Annotated in this window: 18 protein-coding genes, 1 pseudogene and 1 riboswitch; of the genes and pseudogenes, 15 read left to right on the top strand and 4 right to left on the bottom strand. The window is 61.3% G+C overall.

Translation table 11 applies throughout. The features are described 5' to 3' along the window. Positions 1-584: 584 nt before the first annotated feature. From AC4CWF_RS21270 to AC4CWF_RS21225, 10 genes are all read left to right on the top strand, one after another. Positions 585-797 carry a hypothetical protein gene (locus AC4CWF_RS21270; RefSeq protein WP_491287406.1) on the top strand — a complete coding sequence of 71 codons (213 nt, stop codon included), beginning with the start codon at positions 585-587 and terminating at the stop codon, positions 795-797. Next, entirely contained in the window at positions 797-1,942 is a 1,146-nt protein-coding gene (locus tag AC4CWF_RS21265; protein ID WP_491287404.1) for an EAL domain-containing protein, read from the top strand. The genes AC4CWF_RS21270 and AC4CWF_RS21265 overlap by 1 nt, the downstream gene beginning before the upstream one ends. Further along, a complete protein-coding gene (locus AC4CWF_RS21260) occupies positions 1,939-2,454 on the top strand; it encodes a hypothetical protein (protein ID WP_491287402.1) in 516 nt (171 codons plus the stop codon). Before AC4CWF_RS21265 ends, AC4CWF_RS21260 begins: the two co-directional genes overlap by 4 nt. Positions 2,455-2,582: 128 nt before the next feature. Further along, entirely contained in the window at positions 2,583-5,333 is a 2,751-nt protein-coding gene (locus tag AC4CWF_RS21255; RefSeq protein WP_491287401.1) for a LuxR C-terminal-related transcriptional regulator, read from the top strand. A gap of 122 nt (positions 5,334-5,455) precedes the next feature. Further along, positions 5,456-7,153 carry a hydantoinase B/oxoprolinase family protein gene (locus AC4CWF_RS21250; RefSeq protein ID WP_491287399.1) on the top strand — a complete coding sequence of 566 codons (1,698 nt, stop codon included), beginning with the start codon at positions 5,456-5,458 and terminating at the stop codon, positions 7,151-7,153. Continuing rightward, positions 7,150-9,222, top strand: coding sequence for a hydantoinase/oxoprolinase family protein (locus AC4CWF_RS21245; RefSeq protein WP_491287397.1), 2,073 nt, complete (start codon positions 7,150-7,152; stop codon positions 9,220-9,222). The genes AC4CWF_RS21250 and AC4CWF_RS21245 overlap by 4 nt, the downstream gene beginning before the upstream one ends. A gap of 2 nt (positions 9,223-9,224) precedes the next feature. After that, a complete protein-coding gene (locus AC4CWF_RS21240) occupies positions 9,225-10,304 on the top strand; it encodes an ABC transporter ATP-binding protein (RefSeq protein WP_491287395.1) in 1,080 nt (359 codons plus the stop codon). Between the two features lie 78 nt (positions 10,305-10,382). Next, positions 10,383-11,555, top strand: coding sequence for an ABC transporter substrate-binding protein (locus tag AC4CWF_RS21235; protein ID WP_491287394.1), 1,173 nt, complete (start codon positions 10,383-10,385; stop codon positions 11,553-11,555). A gap of 300 nt (positions 11,556-11,855) precedes the next feature. After that, positions 11,856-12,722, top strand: coding sequence for an ABC transporter permease (locus tag AC4CWF_RS21230; RefSeq protein WP_491287392.1), 867 nt, complete (start codon positions 11,856-11,858; stop codon positions 12,720-12,722). Then, entirely contained in the window at positions 12,722-13,519 is a 798-nt protein-coding gene (locus AC4CWF_RS21225; protein WP_491287390.1) for an ABC transporter permease, read from the top strand. The genes AC4CWF_RS21230 and AC4CWF_RS21225 overlap by 1 nt, the downstream gene beginning before the upstream one ends. Before the next feature lie 9 nt (positions 13,520-13,528). Here the strand turns inward: AC4CWF_RS21225 and AC4CWF_RS21220 are convergent, their stop codons facing one another. The 3 genes from AC4CWF_RS21220 to AC4CWF_RS21210 form a co-directional block, all read right to left on the bottom strand. Continuing rightward, on the bottom strand, positions 13,529-14,596 hold the full coding sequence (locus tag AC4CWF_RS21220; protein WP_491287388.1) for an HlyD family secretion protein: 1,068 nt from the start codon (positions 14,594-14,596) through the stop codon (positions 13,529-13,531). 42 nt (positions 14,597-14,638) lie between these two features. Continuing rightward, entirely contained in the window at positions 14,639-16,246 is a 1,608-nt protein-coding gene (locus AC4CWF_RS21215; RefSeq protein ID WP_491287741.1) for an MFS transporter, read from the bottom strand. 97 nt (positions 16,247-16,343) lie between these two features. Beyond that, positions 16,344-16,802 carry a MarR family winged helix-turn-helix transcriptional regulator gene (locus AC4CWF_RS21210; protein ID WP_491287384.1) on the bottom strand — a complete coding sequence of 153 codons (459 nt, stop codon included), beginning with the start codon at positions 16,800-16,802 and terminating at the stop codon, positions 16,344-16,346. Between the two features lie 188 nt (positions 16,803-16,990). Here AC4CWF_RS21210 and AC4CWF_RS21205 point away from each other — a divergent pair, with 188 nt between their 5' ends. Then, positions 16,991-17,770 (top strand): SDR family oxidoreductase, encoded by a 780-nt coding sequence (locus AC4CWF_RS21205; RefSeq protein ID WP_491287381.1) that lies wholly within the window; start codon positions 16,991-16,993, stop codon positions 17,768-17,770. 14 nt (positions 17,771-17,784) lie between these two features. Here the strand turns inward: AC4CWF_RS21205 and AC4CWF_RS21200 are convergent, their stop codons facing one another. Beyond that, positions 17,785-18,597: a DUF1194 domain-containing protein gene (locus AC4CWF_RS21200; RefSeq protein WP_491287379.1), complete on the bottom strand. Its 813-nt coding sequence runs from the start codon at positions 18,595-18,597 to the stop codon at positions 17,785-17,787. Positions 18,598-18,854: 257 nt separating this feature from the next. After that, positions 18,855-18,962: riboswitch (guanidine-I (ykkC/yxkD leader) on the top strand. A gap of 75 nt (positions 18,963-19,037) precedes the next feature. Here AC4CWF_RS21200 and AC4CWF_RS21195 point away from each other — a divergent pair. The 4 genes and pseudogenes from AC4CWF_RS21195 to AC4CWF_RS21180 all read left to right on the top strand — a co-directional run bounded on the left by AC4CWF_RS21195 (position 19,038) and on the right by AC4CWF_RS21180 (position 22,639). Then, positions 19,038-20,111: a putative urea ABC transporter substrate-binding protein gene (locus AC4CWF_RS21195; protein ID WP_491287377.1), complete on the top strand. Its 1,074-nt coding sequence runs from the start codon at positions 19,038-19,040 to the stop codon at positions 20,109-20,111. A 60-nt stretch (positions 20,112-20,171) separates the two neighbouring features. Beyond that, positions 20,172-20,990, top strand: coding sequence for an ABC transporter permease (locus tag AC4CWF_RS21190; protein WP_491287375.1), 819 nt, complete (start codon positions 20,172-20,174; stop codon positions 20,988-20,990). Beyond that, positions 20,987-21,809: pseudogene (locus tag AC4CWF_RS21185) on the top strand (ABC transporter ATP-binding protein). The gene AC4CWF_RS21190 and the pseudogene AC4CWF_RS21185 overlap by 4 nt, the downstream one beginning before the upstream one ends. Positions 21,810-21,811: 2 nt before the next feature. Further along, a complete protein-coding gene (locus tag AC4CWF_RS21180; RefSeq protein WP_491287374.1) occupies positions 21,812-22,639 on the top strand; it encodes an urea amidolyase associated protein UAAP1 in 828 nt (275 codons plus the stop codon). Positions 22,640-22,652 lie beyond the last annotated feature (13 nt).

Raw genomic sequence — 22,652 nt, 5'->3', positions numbered from 1 at the left:
TAAAAGCTGAGCGGGTGCTTCGCCGAGCGAAATGAGCGGCGCGACACTCCTTTTGTTCTTCGCCGTGATGGACTGGAGCCAGGGTGCGGTGCGGCCTTTTGGCCCTGCCTCGGGTCCGTTTATGCGCAGTCATGAATATGTTTTAACTGGCTTTTCATTTAGGGATCAATGCGCTAGATCGCCGCTGACGCTGATTTGCTTCGTCGACCGGCGCCTATCGCTCATTGCTTGATGTGTGAGTTGCGGTGTCGCGCATTGTTCGTCTGCGTCGCTCTTTGCAATCCCGATTGCGGGGTTGGCTGGCAACAAAGTTTCAGGCGGCAGACAAATTCTGCCGTTCTGTGTCGGTATACAGTTTGTGGCTTGAAATATATGATTTTTCCACTTTCGGCGCCGTGCCTATTCAGTGCCCAAGGTACAAAAAATGCGCAGAAAGCTTGATTTCACTATAAGTGTTACCATTGACAATAATGCGATAAATCTTGTAAAAATAACTCGCGTTTTGTTGGAACCCAGAATTCATAAAACACTGAAAAATTAACGACTTCTTAATACAAGACACCGTCGGAAAAAGGGATCCCTTTATGCAGGGTGAAATCAGCTATGATAGCTGTAATCCGGGGTATGGCGATGCGGTAGAATTTCTGCGCAAGCGCTCCTCGGACCGGGATGAGCTCGATATCGTTGGTTCCTCGAACGGTGTATTCAGGCCGTTCATCAACGAAGTGGGTAACGCTTCTTGCTATGCCGGTGGCGTTGCAGGATGCGTGTACATGATCAGCTGGAGGGCGCTTTGATGAATGCGACCGCCGCCATGTGCATTACTATCGATAATCTCGGAGATATTTCCGCGCATTTCGGCGAGGGTGTCGCCGGCCGCGTGCTGGCGGAAGTCGCCCGCCGCCTGGAGCGTTCGATGGACGCGCCGTTCAGCATTGAGAGCTGGGGCGTGGCCGCTCCGCTCGAGTGCTGCAATGGTATGCCGAGCTGGTCGCGCGTCAACGAGGCCATGTGTGCCGCGGCCGCCCTGCCCATATCGGTTGGTTATAACCGTATCGTTGTTGCTCTCAGCTGCCGCAATTCGGCGCCCGAAACCTCGGAAGCCCTGCATACGGCCTCGCAGGTCAGCGCTCAGGAATACCGCATCGACATGAGTGCGGCGGCGATTGCTTATGAAGCGCTGTTCAATGCGCGCTTTGCGCTGGTGGAGCAGCCCGTCTGCAGTGCAACCGACGCTGCAAACCTGCTTTATTCGGAATGCGTCGTGCGCCTGTCGGACGAAGATGGCCGCGTTGTCATGCCTGGCGTTTACGCGCCGGCACTGGAGCGTCTTGGTCTGACGCAGGTGTTTGATCGCCGCATCGCCCAGGCTGTGATCGCGGAACTGTGCCGCCGGCCCGACGCGGTGCTGGGATGCAATATGTCAGCGTTGTCAGCCTCGGAGGATCTGTGGTGGCGGCTGGTTTTCCCGCGCCTGGTGCGCGAGGCCGGCATCGGTCACCGCATGGTCATCGAGATCTCGGAATCGGGGCGTCCCTACAGCTTCGAGGCGGTGGTGGAGTTCGTGTCGCATATTCAGCAAGTGGGTTGCCGTGTCGCACTCGATGATTTCGGCACCGGCTTCAGCTCCATCGGATATGCGCGCCACACGCGCTTCGATGTGATCAAGATCGATGCCGGACGTATCCGCACCCGCGGTTCGGACGCGCCGCAACTGCTTGGCCATCTGATTTCGCTTGCCCGCCACGTGGCAGAAGAGGTCGTGGTCGGGGCGGTCGAAAGCGAGGCGGATCTTGTCGTCGCGCAGGCGGCCGGGGCCAAGTGGGTTCAAGGGTTCCTCTTCGGGCATCCACACAGTCTGGCGCCGTTGCTGGAACGCAACCCGCAGGTGGCTTCGCTGGATACGCGCCGGCCCGTCGCCCGCGCAGGCGGTGCCAGATGAAACAGGGCGCGGCCGCAGTTCTTCTGATCGCGGCCGTCTTCGAGGCGGGCCTTGTGGCTTCGCTCGTGACGTCTCTTGTCACCGGGCAATATGATCTCGCATTCGAGATCTTGCTGTTTGTCGGACTTGTGGTCTGGGCGGTGTTTGCTTTTTGTGGCCGCGACCTGTGGACATCGCGAAACGAGCCGCTTGACCCGCTCTTCTCAGAGCGTGTCGCCGAACGTCACGCCCGTTATGGCATCTATGCTTTGCCTGTTGCGTCGGAAGACGGTGACAAACGCGGGGGAAAGCACCTGTTGCAGAGCCCGCTTCCCTTTCTGGTGGCCGTGCTTGCCGCTGCAACAGTGCTCAGCGCCGCCTTCGTTTTCTCGCTTGTCGATAACATGGCCCTCGCCGGAGCCATCGCAGGAACCGCTGGTTTGGTCGCACTCGCGCTCTATTGCGGCCACGGCCAACCGGTGCTGCACAAAGACCTGCAAAGGCGGCTGGAGCGGCAGGTCCGCCGACGCTGAGCGGTTGAATGGCAGGTTTTGCATGCCATCGCACACTTCGGCAGCAGCAGGCCGCCTGCAGGCCCGGGCCAGACACACATTTTTCGTCTGAAACCCTGTCAGTTCTCATGGATTTCCAGGGAGTTGCCGTGTTTGGCCGTCGAGAGGAACTTGCCAATTGCAGCGCACCGCCGCAAGTTGGCACCATGAACGATCAGAACCGATATGCACCGCCGATCAATGGCCAGCGCCCGATCAAACGGCGCGGTCTGCTGGATGGCCTGCAACGTTCAGGCCTGCGCCGGCTGACGACGGTCGTCGGTTCGGCGGGATATGGCAAGACATCCTTTGCAGCGCAGTGGCACGAAACGCTGGTTGCGCTGAAGGTTCGTTGCCTTTGGGTGTCACTGGAACCGGAGCATTGCGACCAGCGGCAGTTTTTGTTGACGCTGCTGGATGCTCTGCAGCCGCTCCTCCCGGATGAAGGCGGCGGCCTGGACGCGGCAAGCCTGCCGGTGGCCTCGCTTTTGTCGATCCTTGCCACGCGCCTTCGCCGCATCGGGGAGCCACTGGTTCTGTTCCTCGACGATTATCATCTGGCGCAGACCGATGCGACGGAAGCGCTGATGGCCAAGATCCTGGCGGATCGCGCGCTCGACCACCTGAAACTGGTGCTGATTTCGCGCAGCCCGCCGCGGTTTCCGCTGTCGGCGCTTCGCTTGCACGGGGAGTTAAAGCAGATCGGCGTCGCCGATCTCGGCTTTTCCGACGATGAGGCGCTGGAATTTTTTGCAGACCGCAATCTCGGGCTGAGCCGCGAGCAGATCGGTGCTCTCAACCGGCGGACCGAAGGCTGGGCGGTGGCACTCCAGATGGTGCGGCTGCTGGTCCACGACAATCCCGAGGGGGAGGCGGTGCTGGCCTCGTTTGACGGCAGCAATACCGAAATGGGCAATTATCTGTCCGAACAGGTGTTTGTGCAGCTGCCGGGCGATATCCAGCAATTCCTCTTGCAAACGGCGGCGCTGCCGGCCTTCAGCCGGGACCTTGTCTCCGGCCTTTTCGAGGGCGAGGCAAGTGCGCTCCTGATGGATCGTCTGGCCGACCATGCGCTGCCGATCACGCTTCTGGCCGGGGAGGGGGGGTGGATGCGGTCCCACCCGGTGTTTAATGCGTTCCTGCGTCAGAAGGCGCTTCGCCAGGGGTTTGATACGCAGTCGGCGGTCAAGCGTGCGGCGCGCTGGTTTGAGGCACAAGGCGATTTCGACCAGGCGGTGCGCCACGCGCTCTGGGGCGGCAGCGCGGATCTGGCCGCCCGCATCATCGAGACGGCCGGCGGCTGGCGGCGGGTCTATGCCACCACGCGCGGCGGCACCATGCTGTTCCAGATGATTTCCGCGCGCGCTGCCAGCATCGATCTCGATGGCTTTCCCTTGACCACGCTCGGGCTTTCGGTGATGAGCGCCAAGGCCGGCCAGCTGGAGGCGGCCAATCACTATCTGTCGATTGCCGAACGGGCGGTCGGCGGTGCAAAGGCCTTCGCCGCGGATCTGCGTGTGGTGAGGGTGCTTCTGTCTCTCTATCTGGATCATTGGGCAAGTTCCGCAGATCTGGCAGCGCTGGAAGACGATCTGCTTAAACCGGAGGGGATGGAGCTGATCCACCGGGCGCTGGCGCTCAACATGCTCTCCTACAACTACCTGATCCGCAGCGATCTGGAACGCGCCCGCCATTACGGGCATCTGGCCATCCGCACCTTCCGCGATGGCGGGGCGGATTTCGGCGCCATGCATCTTTATACCCATATCGGGCAGGCGGCGTTTTTCAGCGGCGATGCGGCCGGTGCCGAGGAAGCGTATGACCATCTGATTGCGGAGGTGCAGGGCAATATTGGTGCTGGCAGTGATCTCGATGCCGTGGGACAGGTGCTGAAGGCGGAACTGGTGTCCATGCGTGGCGATCTCAAAGCGGCCGCAGAACCTTTGTCCTGGGCGCTGCCACATCTGGAACGCCATGATACCTGGTTCGACCTTCTGGCAGCGGGCTTCATGACGCAGCAGCGCGTTCTGCGCATCGGCGGCGATGCGGTGGGCGCGCATGCCTCCATCGACCGGGTCCGTTCGGCCGCAAAGCGGCGCGGTTTCGACCGACTGATCCGGTTGATCGATGGCGAACGCTGCGTGCTCCTGATCGAAACGGGGGATATTGAACAGGCGATCCGCAATGCCGAGCTTTCCGGCTTCGGGCGCGTCTTCATCCAGGCCGACCGGCTGAACACGCTGGCCATTCACCTGCGCGGCACGACGCCGGCGCTTTTATGGACACGGATCTATCTGGCGCAGGGCGAGGTGGCGCGGGCGCGCGAAACGCTGGACTGGCTGAAGACCTGCCAGGCCGAGCGGCCACACCTCTTGCGCTCCATCGAACTGCAACTGCTGGAGATCCGGCTGCTTTTTGCCGAGGGGCAGAAAGATGCGGCATCCGCCTATCTTTGCGACCTGCTGATGACCACGCCGCTTGCCGATTATTCTGCCCTTCTGCGGCTGGAGGGGCCGGCTGACTTTCCCGATATGCTGCACACGCTGGCTGGCTGCGGCCAGTTTCCGCAGGTGGCGCGCCAGCGGCTGATACAGTGCCTCGAGCAGGTGTATCGAACAGATCCGGTCGCGGCTGTCCCCCTCGTCGAAACAATCCTACCGGGCTCGGACCTGACCGACCGCGAACGCAGCGTGCTGACCTTGTTGAGCGCCGGCCTCAGCAACAAGGAGATTGGCCGCAAGCTCGATCTCAGCGACAACACCATCAAGTTCCACCTACGCAACATCTTTACCAAGCTCAATGTTTCCACCCGCACGGCAGCCGTGACGGCTGCACGTGACCGAGGCCTGGGGCTGCGCTGACCACCTACCCAAACGGGTAGTTCCTTCTTCCTGCCTGCCTACCCTTTTGGCAGGCTATCGCACCTGCCTTGCCCGCCATACTCTCCCCTCAAAGTAGAAATGGCATAAGGGCAGGTTCGAACATGCAGGCAGCAGCCGGTGGTTGGGTGGACCCCGTCACGCAGGAAATCATCGAGGGAAAGCTTCTGGCGACCGTCGATGAGATGGGCATCGTCATGGCCCGCACCAGCATGAGCCCCGTCATCTACGAAGTCCTGGATTTCGCCTGCGGGGTTTTGAGTGCCGAGGGCGAGCTGGTGGCGCAGATGAACGGCATCACGCTGTTTACCGGCACATTCGGCGCGCAGGTGAAGGCGCTGATCGCCCGCTTCGGCACCAATCTCGAGGATGGCGATATCCTCTTGACCAACGACCCCTATGCCGGGGGCACGCATGCCTGCGATTTTGCCATCGTAAAGCCGATCTTCTTTGAGGGCGCCCTGTTTGCCTATGCGATCAACGTTGCGCATTACCTCGATGTCGGCGGTTCCGTGCCGGGAAGCCTTGCACCGAACGCCACCTCTGTTTTCCAGGAGGGGCTTCGCCTTCCCGGCGTAAAAATTGCCCGCCGCGACGTGTTTTCCGACGATATCCTGCATATCATCCGCGAAAACGTTCGCCTGCCCGAGATTGCACTGGGTGATCTGACTGCGCAGGTCGCAACCGTGCGGGTGGCGGCCCGCCGCATGGGCGAGATCGCTGAAAAATACGGGGCCTCCACGGTTCGCGCCGCCTTTGATCATCTTTTGTCGGCCAGCGAACGTTTGAGCCGGGCCGCGATCGCAGCCCTTGCCGATGGCACCTATCATGCGCGTGACGTGATCGATGGCGACGGCGTGAGCGACACGCCGATTGCGGTCGAGGTGACCGTGACCATCGCCGGCGACAGCATCGTTACCGATTTTACCGGCTGCCCTAAAGCCGTTGCAGGCCCGATCAACTGCGCGCGTGGTGCGCTGGAATCGGCCGTGCGCACCATCGTCAAGGCGCTTGTCGGGCCGCAGGCGCCCTCCAACGAGGGCTGGTTTCGGCCGCTTTCAGTGGTTGCACCCTCCGGAACCATCTTTACCGCCGAAAAGCCTTCGCCGACCGGCTGGTATTACGAAGGCTCGGTGCATGCGTCCGAACTGGTGTGGAAGGCGCTGGCGCCACTGATGCCCGCAAGGTTTTCCGCCGGCTCCTATTCCAGCCTCTGCGTTGTCTATATTTCCGGGCACGATTGCGACGGACACCCCTTCATCCATATAGAGCCGCAGCATGGCGGCTGGGGGGCAAGCGAAACACGCGACGGCGCCAATGCGCTCATCGCGCTGACCGACGGCGATACCTACAATTATTCCGTCGAAGCGATCGAGGCGCGTTTTCCGCTGATCGTGAAGCGTTATGGGCTGAACGTGGAAGGTGGCACCGGTGCCGGGCGGCGCCGCGGTGGTTTTGGCATCATCCGCGAATACGAGATCCATGGCAATGGCGCCGAGGCCTATTGCAGTTTCGGGCGCACCGTGACGCAGCCCTGGGGCATGGCGGGCGGATTGGCCGGTACGCTGAACAGCCTGCAGGTGCGCGCAGGGGCAAGTGGCGATAGCCGGCAATACGGCCGAGAGCACCATATCGGGCTCGGAAAAGGCGACGTAGTGCGTATCGTCACCGGCGGCGGTGGCGGCTGGGGCGCGCCGAATGAGCGCGAAAGACATCTTATCGAACAGGACATTGCCGACGGACTGCTGAGCGAAACAGCAGCGCGGGAAACCTATGGCTTTGAAAAGGAACTGCAACAATGATCAGGCTTGCAACCGATGTCGGTGGCACGTTTACCGATCTTGTCGGTTATGACGAGTTGACCGGCGAAGTCTTTACCGCCAAAAGCCTCACCACCGTGGACGATCAGTCGCGCGGCGTGCTGCAGGCGATTGCGGACGCGGAACAGAGCGATGGCCTGCGCCGTCGCGATGTGACCTTCTTTGCCCATGGCGGCACCACCGTGATCAACGCCATTACCGAGCGCAAGGGCGTCAAGACGGCGCTGGTGACGACGTCGGGTTTCCGCGATGTGCTGGAAATCGGGCGCGGCAACCGGCCGGATCTCTATAACCTGCAATTCCATAGCCCTGAACCCTTCGTGCCGCGCCACCTGCGCTTTGAGGTGCGCGAACGCATCGATGCAAAAGGCAATGTCCTGACCCAGCTGGAGCTGGACGACCTGAAGCCGATCATCAAGACATGCCTGGAAGAGGGTGTCGAAGCGGTCGCCATCCTTTTCTTGCACAGCTATGCCAATCCCGAGCATGAGGCGCTCTGCGCTGATATTCTAGCCGATGCGCTGCCCTGCGCCACCATTTGCGCAAGCCATGAAGTCTCGCGCCAATGGCGGGAATACGAGCGTTCCAACACGGTGGTTCTGAACGCTTATGTGCAGCCGATCATCCAGTATTATTTCGAGCGGCTGGAAGAGGCGCTGACCGAGACGGATCTCACCTGCCCCTATTATGCCATGCAGTCGAACGGCGGCATTGCCACGTTCGACCAGGTGGTGAAAAGCCCGCTGACACTGGTAGAATCCGGGCCTGCCGGCGGCGTGGCGGGTGCCGCGCGCATCGGCGCACTTCTCTCCGAAACCGAGGTTCTGTCGCTCGATGTCGGTGGCACCACCGCCAAATGTTCGCTGATCAAGAACAGCCGGCCGACGCTCGACAGCGAATACCGGCTGGAGCGCAGCCGTATCAACCCCGGTTATGCCGTGCAGGTTCCGGTGGTGGATATTGTCGAAATCGGCGCCGGCGGCGGTTCGATTGCGCGCATCGACCAGCGTGGCGCGCTGTCGGTCGGGCCGGAAAGTGCGGGCTCCATGCCAGGCCCGGCCTGTTATGGAAAAGGCGGCAGCCGGCCGACGATTTCCGACGCGCTTTTGACCATCGGCGTGTTTGACCCGACAACCTTTGCCAATGGCACCATGCCGCTCGATGTGGAAAAGGCGCGTGCCGCCATTGAAACGCTTGCCGTGCCGCTTGGCATGTCGATCGAGGATGCGGCGCTTTCGGTCATCGAGATTGCCCATGCCAACATGATCAATGCGTTAAAGCTGGTGACGGTGCAGCGTGGCCATGATCCGCGCGATGCAGCTTTCGTCATCAGCGGCGGCGCCGGCCCCGCCCTTGCCGCCCGTCTTGGCCGCGATCTCAAGGTGAAATCAACAGTGGTGCCGCTCCATCCCGGCATATTTTCCGCCTGGGGCATGCTGGCGGCCGAACCGCGCGCCGATTTCCGCTCCACCTGGTTTTCGGCACTGTCGCCAGAAGCGCTGGCCGCGGCGGGCGAACGCTTTGCGGCACTGGAGCACGATGCGGCGGATTATTTCGGCAAGGGCACTGACGCAGAGATCCGTTTTTCCTACAGCATCGAGGCGCGTTACCGCGGCCAGGAACACGGCGTCTTCACCCGTTTTGAACCCGGCGACACCGAGGAGGCCTTTTCCGAGCGCTTCCACTCAGCCCATGAAAAAGCCTATTCCTTCCGCCTTCCGCATTCGGCCATCGAGATCACCATGCTGCATCTGGAAGCGATCCTGAGCGGCCCGGTGATTGCCATCCCGAAGCTGAAGGGCGAGGTGATATCGGTGGAGGAGGCGCGCTGCGGCACGCGCGATGTCTATTTCGGCGGCACGGAAGGCTGGGTCTCCTGCCCGGTCTACGCGCGCGGCCGGCTCCGCCCGCATATGACGCTTCAGGGCCCATTGATTGTCGAGGAGCCAACCGCCACTACTCTTGTTCTGGCCGGCCAGCAGCTGGCATTGACGCAGGAGGGGATCATGATCATCCGGGAACAGGACCACAACCAGAGCGGAGCTGCCTGAGAATGGCAATCTCCATCCAGCTCGAAAATGTCACGCGTGCGTTCGGCCCCGTGAGGGGCGTGGACGATGTGTCGCTTTCGATCCGGGCCGGCGAATTCTTCACGCTGCTCGGCTCTTCGGGCTGTGGCAAGAGCACGCTTTTGAAGCTGGTGGGCGGCTTTGATGCGCCAACCTTCGGGCGTATTGCCTTTGATGGGCGCGATATGGGCGGCGTGCCGGCCAATGCGCGCCCCGTCAACACCGTCTTCCAGAGCCTCGGGCTTTTTCCGCACATGAGCGTGGCACAGAATGTCGGCTACGGGCTTTCGCTCCGCGGCCTGCGCGGGGCAGCCCTTGCCGCAAAGGTGGAGGGCGCGCTTGATCTGGTGGAGCTTTCCGGATTTGGCCCGCGTGACGTGAACCTTCTCTCCGGAGGCCAGCGGCAGCGCGTGGCACTGGCGCGTGCGCTGGTCATGGAGCCCGGCATTCTTCTTCTCGACGAGCCGCTGACGGGGCTCGACGAGCGGTTGCGCCAGCAGATGCGCGATGAGTTTGCCCGCCTGCACAAGCGCACCGGCGCCACCTTCATTCTGGTGACCCACAACCAGGATGAGGCATTGAGCCTTTCCGACCGGATGGGCGTGATGCACCAGGGCAGGCTGCAGCAGGTCGATGCGCCGGCGCGGTTTTTCGAGGCGCCGGCCAATGCCTTTGTCGCCCGTTTCGTCGGCATCGACATCCAGTTGAAACATGAAGGCGTTACCGCGACGGGAGAGTTTGGCAGTGCCGTCGTTGCAGGACAGAAAGTGCCGGTCCGGATTGGCGGACCCGTAGTGCCCACGCAAAGTGTCGTGGCGCTGCGACCGGACCGGCTCTTTTTGCAATCTATGGATGAAAGGCCTTTACAGGAGCCCGACGCTCTGCTGATGCTGCGCGTGGTGGAAAGCCGGTTTCGCGGCCTCCATCATGACGTGACACTGGCCTTTGCAGACGGGCAGACGGTGGTGGTTGCGCAAGGGGCGGATCGGCCCTTGCCGGAACCGGGCCGGCATGTGCCTCTGGTTGTGGCGGCAGGAGGTGCGATCCTTATTCCAACGGCATGATTTCCATGCCGTACGCGGGTTTATTTTAGGCTTGGGACGGTCAAGGCCGGCTTTTAAATAAGAGAGGGGAATGAAAACATGGATAAGGGACGCAATTTTGGCAGTAGTGCCAGCAACATCAATCGGCGCCAGCTTCTGCAGCTGATGGGGGCCGGTGGCGCGGCACTTTCGGTCGCTGGCCTTTCGGCGCCGGGGCGGGCATTCGCACAGAGCCCCAAAAGCGTGGCTTTCTGGGCAACCGCCACTCTGGATATCGCAGACAAATGGAGCGACTTTGCAAGCCAGGTCGGCGTTTCCCCGGAATTTACCGATAACGGCAATGATGTCGGGCCCGTCATTGCCCGCCTTGCCGCCGGTAATGCCAACGAGCTTTTCGATGTCGGCGGTTTTCAGGGCGGCGCCGAAAAGGAACTGGCGCGCCAGGGCGTCATCATCCCCTGGGATCTTACCAAGATCCCCAATTACGACAGCATCTGGCAGTGGGCCAAGGACATTCCCTACCTGCGCCAGGACGGCAAGCAATATAGCATCCCGACCGTCGTTAATGCCGATTCGATCATTTATCGTCCCGACAAACTGGGCAAGGTCGACAGCTACGGCGTGATCTTCGACAAGAAGCTCAAGGGCCGGGTGGCCATGGAAGATGCCTGGATCAACAGCGCCATCTTCACCGCCATGTATCTGAAGGAATCGGAAAACCAGCCGATCAAGGATCCGGGCAATCTTTCCGAATCCGAGCTTGGCCTCGTCATGGAATTCCTCATCAAGCACAAGAAGGACGGCCAGTTCCGCACCTTCTGGAACGGCTGGGAACAGGGCGTGCAGCTGGTGGCCGATCAGGAAGTCGATGCCATGACCGGCTGGGAGCCGATTGTCTATGAGGGTCGCAAGCGCGGGCTTCAGGTGGAATATGCGGCCCCCGTCGAGGGTTATGAGGGCTGGGGCAACAATACCGTGCTTCTGAAGGGCGCTGCCGATCGCGGCGTGACCGATGTTGCCCATACCTTCGTCAACGGTCTTCTCGGCGGTCTCTACGGCTGCGAACTGGGCAAGTCGCGCGGCTATCTGGTGCCGACCGACAATAATGTCGCCTATGCCAAAAAGAACCCCGGCGAATACAAGCCGGAAGAGGTGCAGGCGCTGGGCGACCATGTGAAGGCGAAGTTTGCCGGCAAGGTCTACTGGCAGAATTGCCGCCCGGACAATTTCCAGCTTTACGAGGAATGGTGGCAGAAGCTGCGCAACGCTTGAAGGGTAGGGTTGGGCCTTGGGGAGGTGTCGCGTGTACGGTTACCCCCTCTGGCCTGCCGACGATCTCCCCCACAAGGGCAGGGCTATTGCAGATAAGACAAGTCCCCTCCCAAACCCTCCCCACAAGGGGGAGGGCTTAACCCGGCCGCGCCGTCCGTTTCAGGAAAGGGACGTTTACTGCATCGTATCTCCCCCCTTGTGGGGGAGATGGCCGGCAGGCCAGAGGGGGTAAGCCACGGCACACCATTAAACACCCCGCAATCTCCACGCCAAACCAATCCGCAGAAGCCAGGGAACCTCATGAACCGCCGTCTTCCGCCCTCGTTGTTCCTCATGGCGCTGCCGCTTCTGGCCATTCTTGCGCTTGGCTTTCTGCCGTTGATCGTGGTGGTGGTGTGGAGTTTCTGGACCTGGGATCCCGCTACCTATTGGATCCGTCCGGATTTTAACCTTGCCGCCTACGGAGCCATTCTGGAGGCCGGGCGCTGGACGGTCATTGTCTCGACGCTTGCAAAAGCATGTCTGACGGCGCTGATCTGCCTCCTCATCGGCTGGCCGACCGCTTACGCGGTGCATTTTCTCGCCGGACGCCGCCTTTCGCTTCTACTTCTGGCGCTGATGACCATTCCCTTCTTCACCTCTTATCTCATCCGATCCTTTTCCTGGCGGCTGGTGCTGGGGCGAACCGGTGTTGTCAATGACCTGCTGATCCACCTGGGCCTGACGGATGCGCCGCTCGACTGGCTTTTGTTTTCCAACTTCGCCGTCATCCTCGGCCTTGTCGCCTCCTACCTGCCATTTGCCACCTTTCCGCTGCTTCTCTCCATGCGCCGCGTCGATCCGGTGGTGATGGTTGCCGCGCGTGATCTTGGCGCCGGCTTCTGGACCATGCTGCGCACCATTCTCGTGCCGCTGACCTTTTCCGGTATCTTTGCCGGCTTCCTTTTCGTTTTCGTCATGGTGGCGGGCTCGTCCACGGAAGTGCAGATGCTGGGTGGCGCCGGCGCCAGCATCGTCTCCGTCATGATCAATGACGTGATGCGGGTGGCGAATTATCCGCTGACCTTTGCCATTTCCTCGGTGGTTCTGGCGGTCATCTTTTGCGTGGTGCTGGTCGGCAATGCCCGTTTCGGGCTGGCGCGCCTGTTCGGGGAGGGCACGTCCTGATGAACCAGGATGGCACTCTGTCGCGCACGCTGATCTGGGTGATCACCGCTTTTGGCCTTCTGGTGATCTATGCGCCGCCGCTTTATCTTCTCGGCGTCTCGTTCAATCCGGCGCTGCAGCCGGCGCTGCCGCATGTGTCCGATGTGACGCTCAAATGGTATCTGGCGCTTGCCGGCGAAAAGCAGCTTATCGCAGCGCTCGAACAATCGCTGCTGGTGGCCGTCATCACCGGCGTTCTGGCAACCGGCCTGTCGCTTCTGGCAGCGCTTGCCTATGTGGAACTGCATGCGCGGCGCACCGCCTGGTTCCTGACGGTGCTTTTGCCGATGTTCGTGCCTGGGGTCATCCAGGGGCTGGCGCTCTCTGCCGTCTTCCAGCGCGCCGGCATCAAAGCCGGCATGATGACGGTGATCGGCGGGCACCTGCTCTGGGCGCTGCCCTTTGCCTTCATCGTCATCCTCACAAGCTTTGCCGTGGTGCGCCGGTCCTATCTGATGGCGGCAGCCGATCTCGGGGCAAACCGGTGGCAGCAGTTCAGGGATATCATCCTGCCGCTCATCCGGCCCGGTCTTGTCAGCGCCTTCATCTTCTCGTTCCTGCTGTCGCTTAACGAGTTTACCCGCGCCTTTTATCTCGCCGGCCGGCAGAACACGCTGCCGGTGGTGCTGTTCGGCAAGATGAATTCCGGCGCTTCCCCCACCATCTACGCCATGTCCGGCGCGATCTTTCTCGTTTCGGTGTTCTGCGTGGCGCTGGTGGCCGGCAATGCGCTGCTCAAACGCCGCAGCGCGGGATAGGCCGGCCGATCAGCGTTCGGCAACGGACGCATCCGGTTCAGCCTGCGCCAGATTGATGCGCGCAACCACCGACATGCCGGGCACAAGTCTGTCTGCCAGCGGCTGGTCCGGATCAATGGCGATGCGTACCGGAATGCGCTGGGCGATCTTGGTGAAATTGCCCGTGGCATTATCCGACTTGATGACGCTGAATTCCGAGCCGGTGGCCGGCGCAAAACGCTCGATGCGGCCGGAAAGCGTCTGATGGCCGAGGGCATCCACGGTGAATGTCACGGTCTGACCTGCCTGCATGCCCGCAAGCTGGGTCTCTTTGAAATTGGCCACCACCCAGATCCGCTCCGGCACCAGCGAGGCAATCTGCGTGCCGACCGAGACATATTGGCCGATGCGCGCTGCCATTTCACCCAGCGTGCCATCCTGCGGCGCAAGAATGCGGGTGTTCTGCAGGTCGATATCGGCCAGCGCCACGGCGGCCCGCGCGCTCTCCACATCGGCTTCCAGCGAGCGGCGCGACACGATCGTGGTGTTGAGGTCCTGTTCGGCCACCAGTTCTGCGGCCTCCGCCTGATGGACGGCGGCGACGGCCTGATCGAGCGCCGCGCGGTTTTTTTCCGATTCGCTCTGTGTCGAGATATTGCGCTCCAGCAGCGCCTGCGTGCGCTCGAAACTGGTGCGGGCAGCCGTCAGGCTGGCATTGGCGCTTTCAATGGCAGCCTTGGCCGAGACGATCTTTGCCTCGTTCGACTTGCGCGTCTGTTCGGAATTGGCAAGGCCGGCCTCGGCGCGTGCAAGCGTTGCCTTGGCCTGTTCGAGCTTCTGCACGTAGATGCGGTCATCGATGCGGGCAATCAGGTCTCCTTGACGCACCTTCTGGTAATCCTTGCGCGGCACCTCGACGATATAGCCGGCAAGCTGCGGGCTGATCAGCGTCACCTGGCCGCGGACATAGGCATCATTGGTGGTTTCGATACTGCCGTGGAAGGGCGGCAGATTGAACACGAAGAGCACGATCAGCACACCGGCAAGGCCGATGGCGAGTGCGATATAGGTGGCAATGGAACGGAAAAACTGGGTCATGGCGGACAATTCCAAAGGGGGCAAAAGGGGTCGAACGAGAGATCAGGCCGTGGCGCTGGCGTCTTTCGGGGCAAGCCGGGCGGGCAGCCACCGATCTCTGTGGCGAACAAGAAGATGGAGAACGAGCACGGCAAGGGCGGCCAGGGCCAGCAGCGCCGTCATCAGGAAGGCATCGTTATAGGCAAGCACATAGGCCTGCTGCTGAACCTGTTTGGAAAACAGGCTGGCGCCCTGCGCATTGCGCAGCAGCGGATCGGTGGTGACCTTCGCATAGGCGCCGACATATTGTTGCAGACGGGCGGCGACCAGTGGGTCGGAGCCGGCAAGCCTTGAGACGAGGCGGAACGAATGGAACTGCTCGCGCCATTGCACGAACGTGCCATAAAGCGCGCTGCCCAGATACCCGCCGACCTTCTGGGTGGTGAGGAAAACGATGATGAAGCTCAGGATATAGTTCGGCCCCCGCTTGAGCGCCGCCGAAAAGCCGATGGCGAGCGCCGGCGGCAGGAAAAGGCCGCTGGCAAAGCTGATCAGCATCTGGCTCACATAAACCTGTTCGGGACGTGTCAGCACGGTGGAGCCGCTGTCCATATAACTGCCGGCGGCCAGCATGATGAGAGCTGCCGCGTGAATGGCAGGCTCGCGGCCGGGCTTCATCAAAAGGGCGCAGAGAAGGCCGGAACCGACGCTTGCGGCAAGGATGACGAGATAGAGGCCGTGCATCTGGTCGCTCAGCAGGCCCATGGTGCGAAACATGCCAATCGCCCCGCTCGACTGTTCCGAAAGAATAAGCCGGAAAACGAGAAGCACGCCGGTAAAATGCACGATCTCGCGCGACGTCAGCCAGCGGATATCCAGAAGCTGGTTGCGCCGGTTCAACTCGATCATCGCCATGACGGTGAGGCTTGCAAAACCGATGACCAGCAACCAGCCGATCCATGGCGCTTCCACCCACCAGTAGAGCCGCCCGACGGTGAGCACCACGGCGATGGAACCGAGGCCAACGGCCAGAAAGCCATAGCTGATGATATCGAGCGCGCTGATCACCTTGGTGCGCGGCGGCGAATTGAGCGGCAGCCGGTAGATGGCCGCAAGGCAGACGAGCGCCAGGCCAAGTTCCAGGAGATAAAAGGCATGCCAGCCGCCCTGATCAAGAAGCACGGGCGACAGCAGGCCCGCAACCGGCGTCGGAAGCGCCAGCGCCGTCAGCGCAAGACAGAGCCCGAGGTTCAGCTTGCGCGCCGGCGGCACGGTTTCGAGCATATAAAGAAAGGCAAGCGACGACATCGGCGCTGCCGCAGCACCCGCAAAAAACCGCAGCGCGAGTGCGCTTTCAAAGCTGTCGACCCAGAGATGGCCAAGGCTGATAACGGCATAGGCGACAATCGAGATTTCTGCGAATTTGCGCAGTCCGAACTGCGCCCTGAGCTTGAACAGCATCAGTGTCAGGCTGGCATTGGGGATCATATAGGCGGCAATCAGCCAGGTGGCTTCCACCTGCGTTGCCTCAAGCGGCCCGGCCACCTGCTGGATATTGTTGGATAAAAGGCTGAGGCCGAGGCCTTGCGTCAGTGCAATCAGGGTTGCCGCCAGCATATAGGCGGCCATCATGGCTGGAGGGCGCGCAACGAAGGGCGCAGGCGCGGGCATCTGGCCGGGCGGTGGCGTTTGCGCATCAGCGACAGGGGCGGCGGCTGGGCTTGAGACTGGGCCAGCCATCGGGCCAGTTGCCGGATTTTCATCGTCCTTACGGGGTGACATCGAAAATCTCCAGGTCGGCAACCCGCTCGGCAAGCAGTTCCAATACGTCGATCGAGATGCGCAATTGTTGCGGGTCAATGCCCTCAAAAATCCGTCCGCGCAGACGCTCTCCAATGGCCTGCACGAATGCGGCCTGCTCCTTGCCGTGGGCCGTCAACGCAATCTGCTTAACCCGACGGTCTGAAAGATCCGGTCGCCGTTCGATGATGCCGTTCTCCTCCATGCGGTCCAGCAGGCGAACGAGCGTGGCCTGTTCCAGTTCCAGTTCGTAAGCGAGTTCACTCTGCGGCATGCATTCCCGCCGCGACAGCCTGAGAAGGGCGCGGGCGCGCGGATAGGTCAGCCCGTTGGCCGTCACCTGCTGGTTGAAGGCGGTGCGGATCTTGCGGCTGGCTTTGGTGAGCGCTTCGATGAGATCGGCGGTGAGCTTGGGATCGGTTTCCATGGGGCGCTTAAGGTAAGTGTGCTAACTGAATTATTAGTTAGTGCGCTAACGATGGGATTCAAGGGCAGCGAAATGGGTGGCCGGCATTTTGCCGCCCTGGGACCGAAGATCCACGGCGATGAGGAACCATCGTTCTGCTCTGCCGTTCGCCTGGAACAGTGGACGAGACGGATAAAAAGGACAGGCTCATGGATTTTCAGTCGAAAGTTGCACTGGTCACAGGTGCAGGGTCAGGCATTGGCAAGGCGTCGGCACTTGCACTTTCCAAGGCAGGCGCTCGGGTGGCGCTTCTTGGCCATACAAAAAGCGAGCTGGAAAAGGCAGCAGACGAGTTGCGCGCCGCAGGCGGCGATGCGCTGGCGCTGACCGCGGATGTTTCCAGCGACGAGGAGATGAAGGCTGCCCTCGACAGGCTGATCGACCATTTTGGCCAGTTGGACGTGGTGGTGGCCAATGCCGGCATCAATGGTGTGTGGGCGCCGATCGATGATCTGAAGCCGGAGGAGTTTGACAAGACCATCGCGGTGAACCTGCGCGGCACTTACCTCACCCTGCATCATGCCGTGCCGCACCTGAAGCGAAAAGGCGGGGCGATCGTCGTCGTCTCCTCGATCAATGGCAACCGCACCTTCACATCCCCCGGCGCCACCGCCTATTCCGCAACGAAGGCGGCGCAGGTGGCGATCGTCAAGCAGCTGGCACTGGAACTCGGACGCCACCACATCCGCGTCAACGCCGTCTGCCCCGGCCAGATCGACACTGAAATCGATGACAACACCCACAAACGCGCCGTGGAAGAAACCGCGATCCCGGTCAACTTTCCGGACGGTGAGATCCCTGTCAGCGACGGCAAGCCGGGCACGAGCGCCGATGTCGCCGACGTCATTCTTTTTCTCTCTTCAGACGCTGCTCGCCATGTGACCGGCACGGACGTCTATGTGGATGGCGGGCAGGGGCTATTGCGGTAACGCTTGGCCCGTCATCACGGATCGAAAAACTCGCGCCACTGGTTTTCGCCCATCAGGCAATCGGTCTTGGTAGCGGGGGCAGCGATGCGGTGGATTTTTGGGGATGTCAGGCCGCTCACTTCCATCACCAGCTTGCGGCGGATGGCGACGGCAAAGTCTTCGGCCGTGTGGACCGGCAGCACAAAGGAGCCGGGCCCGCCGATGACGTAATCGCCGTAATATTTGTCGAGGCCGCCTGTGGTGCCGGACGGGCGCAGCATGATGGCAAGGCCGTTGATGATGATGCCGGCCTCCACCGCCTTGTCGCGGGCAGTTTCCACGGGTCCGCCGATATTGTTCGGCCCGTCGCCGGAGACGTCGATCACCTGGCGCATGCCGCGATAGGGGTTTGCGACGATGCTGGTTGCGCCATAGGCGATGGCCGCCGAAATCGAGGTGCGGCGCTGCGTGGCAATTGGGCGGGCGGCAAGTTTTGCGGCAAAGGCTGCAGCATCTTCTGGCGTTTCGATCACCTGCCAGTCGATGACGGACGTCTTGTCCACGTCGCCGGCCCATTCGAAATAGGAAATGGCAATTTTTCCGATCAGCCCGCCGCGCACGGCGTTGATGAATTCGGCGTGCTGGAGAGCGTTGATATAACCCTCGCGCTGGATGCGCACTTCCTCGTAATCCATGGAGCGCGAGGTATCGACGGCCAGCACCAGTTCCACATCGACATCGCCGCTTGACGACTGGACCGCCGCTGTCTCGACGCTGGCGCCAGCTTGCGCGCGTGCTGCGTGTGGTAAAGCGCTAAGGCTCATGAGCATGGCAAGTGTGGCAAGCATGGGCAATCCCGTCACAAGCACTCGGTGATGAAGTCTAACACAGGCCCGGAGGCAGGCGAGGGGCGACCTCTTCAGTCGCGTCACGTTTCAGTGATTGCTTGAACACGGGAGGCACACGAAAGCGCGCTGCTCTTCGTCCAGTTTCGCCTAAAAAATAATCAAAATGACGCGAATTGTGTGCAGGATTGTCGCTGGACCTCGCGCAGAGGCCGGTTTCCGGCAGATTCAGGTTGGCACGTCGATTGCTTCGTTGTTTGCGAGTTAGCCGCTAGGGTTCCGGCATCGAAAGATGTGGCTGGTCCGAGAGCGGCTCCCGGCGGGGAGACATTCCGCCGGGTGCACGGCGGGACAAAAGCCCGGGAGACCTCGTAAGCCAAGGGATTGGCGGCGCGATGGTCCATGCCGATCCCTTTTTGAGATAGCCAAAAGGGGAATTGCACATGCAGACTTTTTCAAAGCTTCTTTCGATGACGGCGCTTTCCGCCGTACTGGCCTTTACCGGCCTCTCCTCTGCTGAGGCAGCGCCAAAGAAGGATTTCAAGGTTGCCTGGTCGATCTATGTCGGCTGGATGCCCTGGGGTTATGCCGCAGACCACGGCATCGTCAAGAAATGGGCCGATAAATACGGCATCAAGATCGAGGTCACCCAGTTCAACGACTACGTGGAATCGATGAACCAGTATACGGCCGGCGCCTATGATGCTGTGACGCTGACCAACATGGACGGGCTGTCGATCCCTGCCGCCGGTGGCGTCGATACGACGGCCGTGATCGTCGGCGACTTTTCCAACGGCAATGATGCGGTGATCCTGAAGGACAAGGCGAGCCTTGCCGATATCAAGGGCCAGAACGTCAATCTCGTCGAATTCTCCGTTTCGCATTACCTGCTTGCCCGCGCGCTTGAAAGCATCGGCTCGTCCGAGCGCGACGTGAAGGTGGTCAACACATCCGACACCGACATGGTCTCCGCCTACCAGACGCCTGATGTCACAGCAGTCGTGACCTGGAACCCGCTCGTCTCCACCATTCTGGAGGACAAGTCGGCCAAGGCGGTGTTCGACAGCTCGAAAATCCCCGGCGAGATCATGGACCTGATGGTCGCCAATTCCGACGTGCTGAAGGACAATCCCGATTTCGGCAAGGCGCTCGCCGGGATCTGGTATGACACGATGAAGGTGATGACGGCCGAGAGCGATGAGGGCAAGGCGGCCCGCACCGCCATGGGCACGGCCTCCGGCACGGATCTCAAGGGTTTCGAGGCGCAGATGGCTGCCACCAAACTGTTCGACAAGCCGGCCGATGCGCTCGCTTTCACCACCTCGCCAAACCTGCCGAAGACCATGGATCTGGTGCGCGCCTTCCTGTTTGAAAAGGGCCTGCTCGGCAATGGTGCGCCGTCTGCAGATGTTATCGGCATCGAGATGCCTGATGGGACGGTGCTCGGCGACAAGGCCAACGTGAAGTTCCGCTTCACCGGCACCTACATGGATGCCGCCGCCAAGGGCGCTCTCTGATCTCCCTGTTGGCGGGCCTCTGCTTCTGGCCCGTCAACAGCATCCCCTAAAGGAGAGACAATGCGCTGGATAAATTCTCATCCCGGAAATGGTGCGCGGCTGATGCTGGCGCTGATGCCTTTCGTGCTGCTGATCATCGCCTATATGGCCGGTTCTGCAGAACGTCTCGCGGAAAACCCCAATGACAAGCTTCTGCCGGGGCTCGCCGCCCTTGGTGATGCCATCAACCGCATGGCCTTTGTGGCTGATCCGCGCACCGGCGATTATCTCCTGTGGTCGGATACGGCGGCAAGCCTGACGCGGCTTGCGGCAGGCCTTGGCATTTCCACCGCCATCGCCCTGCTGCTCGGCCTCGTCATCGGCATCCTGCCGTTTGCGCGCGCTGCACTTTCCCCCTTTGTTGGCGCCATTTCCATGGTGCCGCCGCTGGCGCTTTTGCCCATCCTCTTCATCGTGATGGGGCTTGGGGAAGCCTCCAAAGTAGCGCTGATCGTCATTGGCGTGGCACCCATCATGGTGCGCGACCTTTCCCTGACGGCGCTCTCGTTGCCGCGCGAAATGATCGTCAAGGCCGAGACGCTGTCGGCGTCCTCCTGGCAGATTGCGCTGCGCGTCGTGCTGCCGCAGATCCTTCCGCGCCTCATCACGGCCCTTCGCCTGCAGCTTGGCCCGGCCTTCCTGTTCCTGATTGCCGCGGAGGCGATTTCTTCCGATAGCGGGCTCGGTTACCGCATCTTTCTCGTGCGTCGTTATCTCTCGATGGATGTGATCTTCCCTTACGTCATCTGGATCACGCTTCTTGCTGTCGTGGCCGATGTGCTGCTCGATCGCCTGCGCATTGCCATCTTTCCCTGGTCGGAACTGGAGAAGGGCAAATGAGCGCGCTTTCCGTCCGCAACCTCTGGAAGGAATATGGCGACCAGATCGTGCTGGAAAATGTCTCGATCGAGATCGAATCCCGCGCCTTCGTCGCTCTTGTCGGACCCTCCGGCTGCGGAAAATCGACGTTTTTGCGTATGCTGCTTGGCCAGGAAAGCCAGACGCGGGGCGAGATCCTGCTCGACGGGCAGGCCTTGCCGAAAGAGCCGGGGCCGGATCGTGGTGTTGTTTTCCAGCGCTATTCGGTGTTTCCGCATCTGACCGTGCTCGGCAATGTGATGTTCGGCAAGGAGTTGCACGCCTCGCGGCTGGCGGCGCGTCTGTTCGGTTCGGCTCGCCGCGCACTGGAGGAAGAAGCCCGCGCGATGATTGCAGCCGTTGGCCTGATGGGGGCGGAGGCTAAATATCCGGCGCAGCTTTCCGGTGGCATGCAGCAGCGTCTCGCGCTGGCGCAGGCGCTGATCATGCGCCCCAAGGTTCTGTTGCTGGATGAGCCCTTCGGGGCGCTCGATCCCGGTATTCGCGCCGAAATCCATGTGCTGATGAAAAAGCTCTGGCACGAAGCGCCGATGACCGTCGTCATGGTGACGCATGACATGCGCGAGGCTTTTACGCTTGGAACCCGCGTCGTGGCGTTTGAGCGCCCGCGCGACCGGCCGGAGGAAAAGTTGCGTTACGGCGCAACCATTACCCGCGACATCACCATCTGGCCGCCGCGACAGGCGGGTCAGGCCTCAATCTTTCGCCCAGACCGGGACGGCCCGGTCTCTTCACAGGGTCAATAGCCGGGACGACCCGGCCGACATCCACTGGAGATGAACATGCATATCCGCCGTTCTGAAGACGAAATCGCCGCCAACCGGGCGCGTTACGAAGAACACCAGCGCCAAGGGCTGAGCGCTGCGCCGAAGGCACTGCCCGGCAAAAGCGAAAAACCCGCGCCGGCCATTGCCGGGGAAAAGATCGTTCACCGGGAGAATATCCCCGGCGGCTGGTACTGGTCCACCCGCGTGAAGGCAAACGAGGTGCTGCGCATCTCGCTCGACGAGGGTTTTTCGACGCTGTCGCTGATTGCCTGGAATGCTGAGGACACCACGGAGCGACTGAACCTGCCTGATACGGTGAAGGTGCAGTGGACCACAGGTCTTGCCAAGGGCCGGGTGATCTTTTCCGACATGGGCAAGGTGATGTTTTCCATCGTGGAGGACAGCTGCGGGGCACATGACGTGCTGATGGGGGGCTCGACGGCCTCTTCCAACGCGAAAAAATACCCCGGCGCCAATGGTCCGGCGCTTCGCAACACGCGCGACAATTTCGTGCTGCTCGCCACCAAGGCCGGCCTCGACAAGCGCGACATTCCGGCAGCCCTTGCGCTTTTTGCGCCCGTGCGTGTCGATGCCGAGGGCAAGTTCCTCTGGAAGCCGGAGCTTGTGAGCGACGGCGATTATGTGGACCTGCGTGCCGAAATGGACATGATCGTCGGTTTCTCCAACTGCCCGCATCCGCTCGATCCGAACCCTGTCTATGCGCCCCACGCGGTGACTGTCACGCGCCTGTCCGCATCCGAACCTGTCGCTGATGATCTCTGCCGCACAGCCACGCCCGAAGCCTTGCGCGGCTTTGAAAACAACGCATTTGCGGCTCTGTGAGAGGAGAGAAACC

The organism is Neorhizobium sp. PAMB6630, assembly GCF_058242775.1.
The sequence above is the reverse complement of the archived record's forward strand: the minus strand, read 5'-3'. Positions and strand labels throughout refer to the sequence as shown.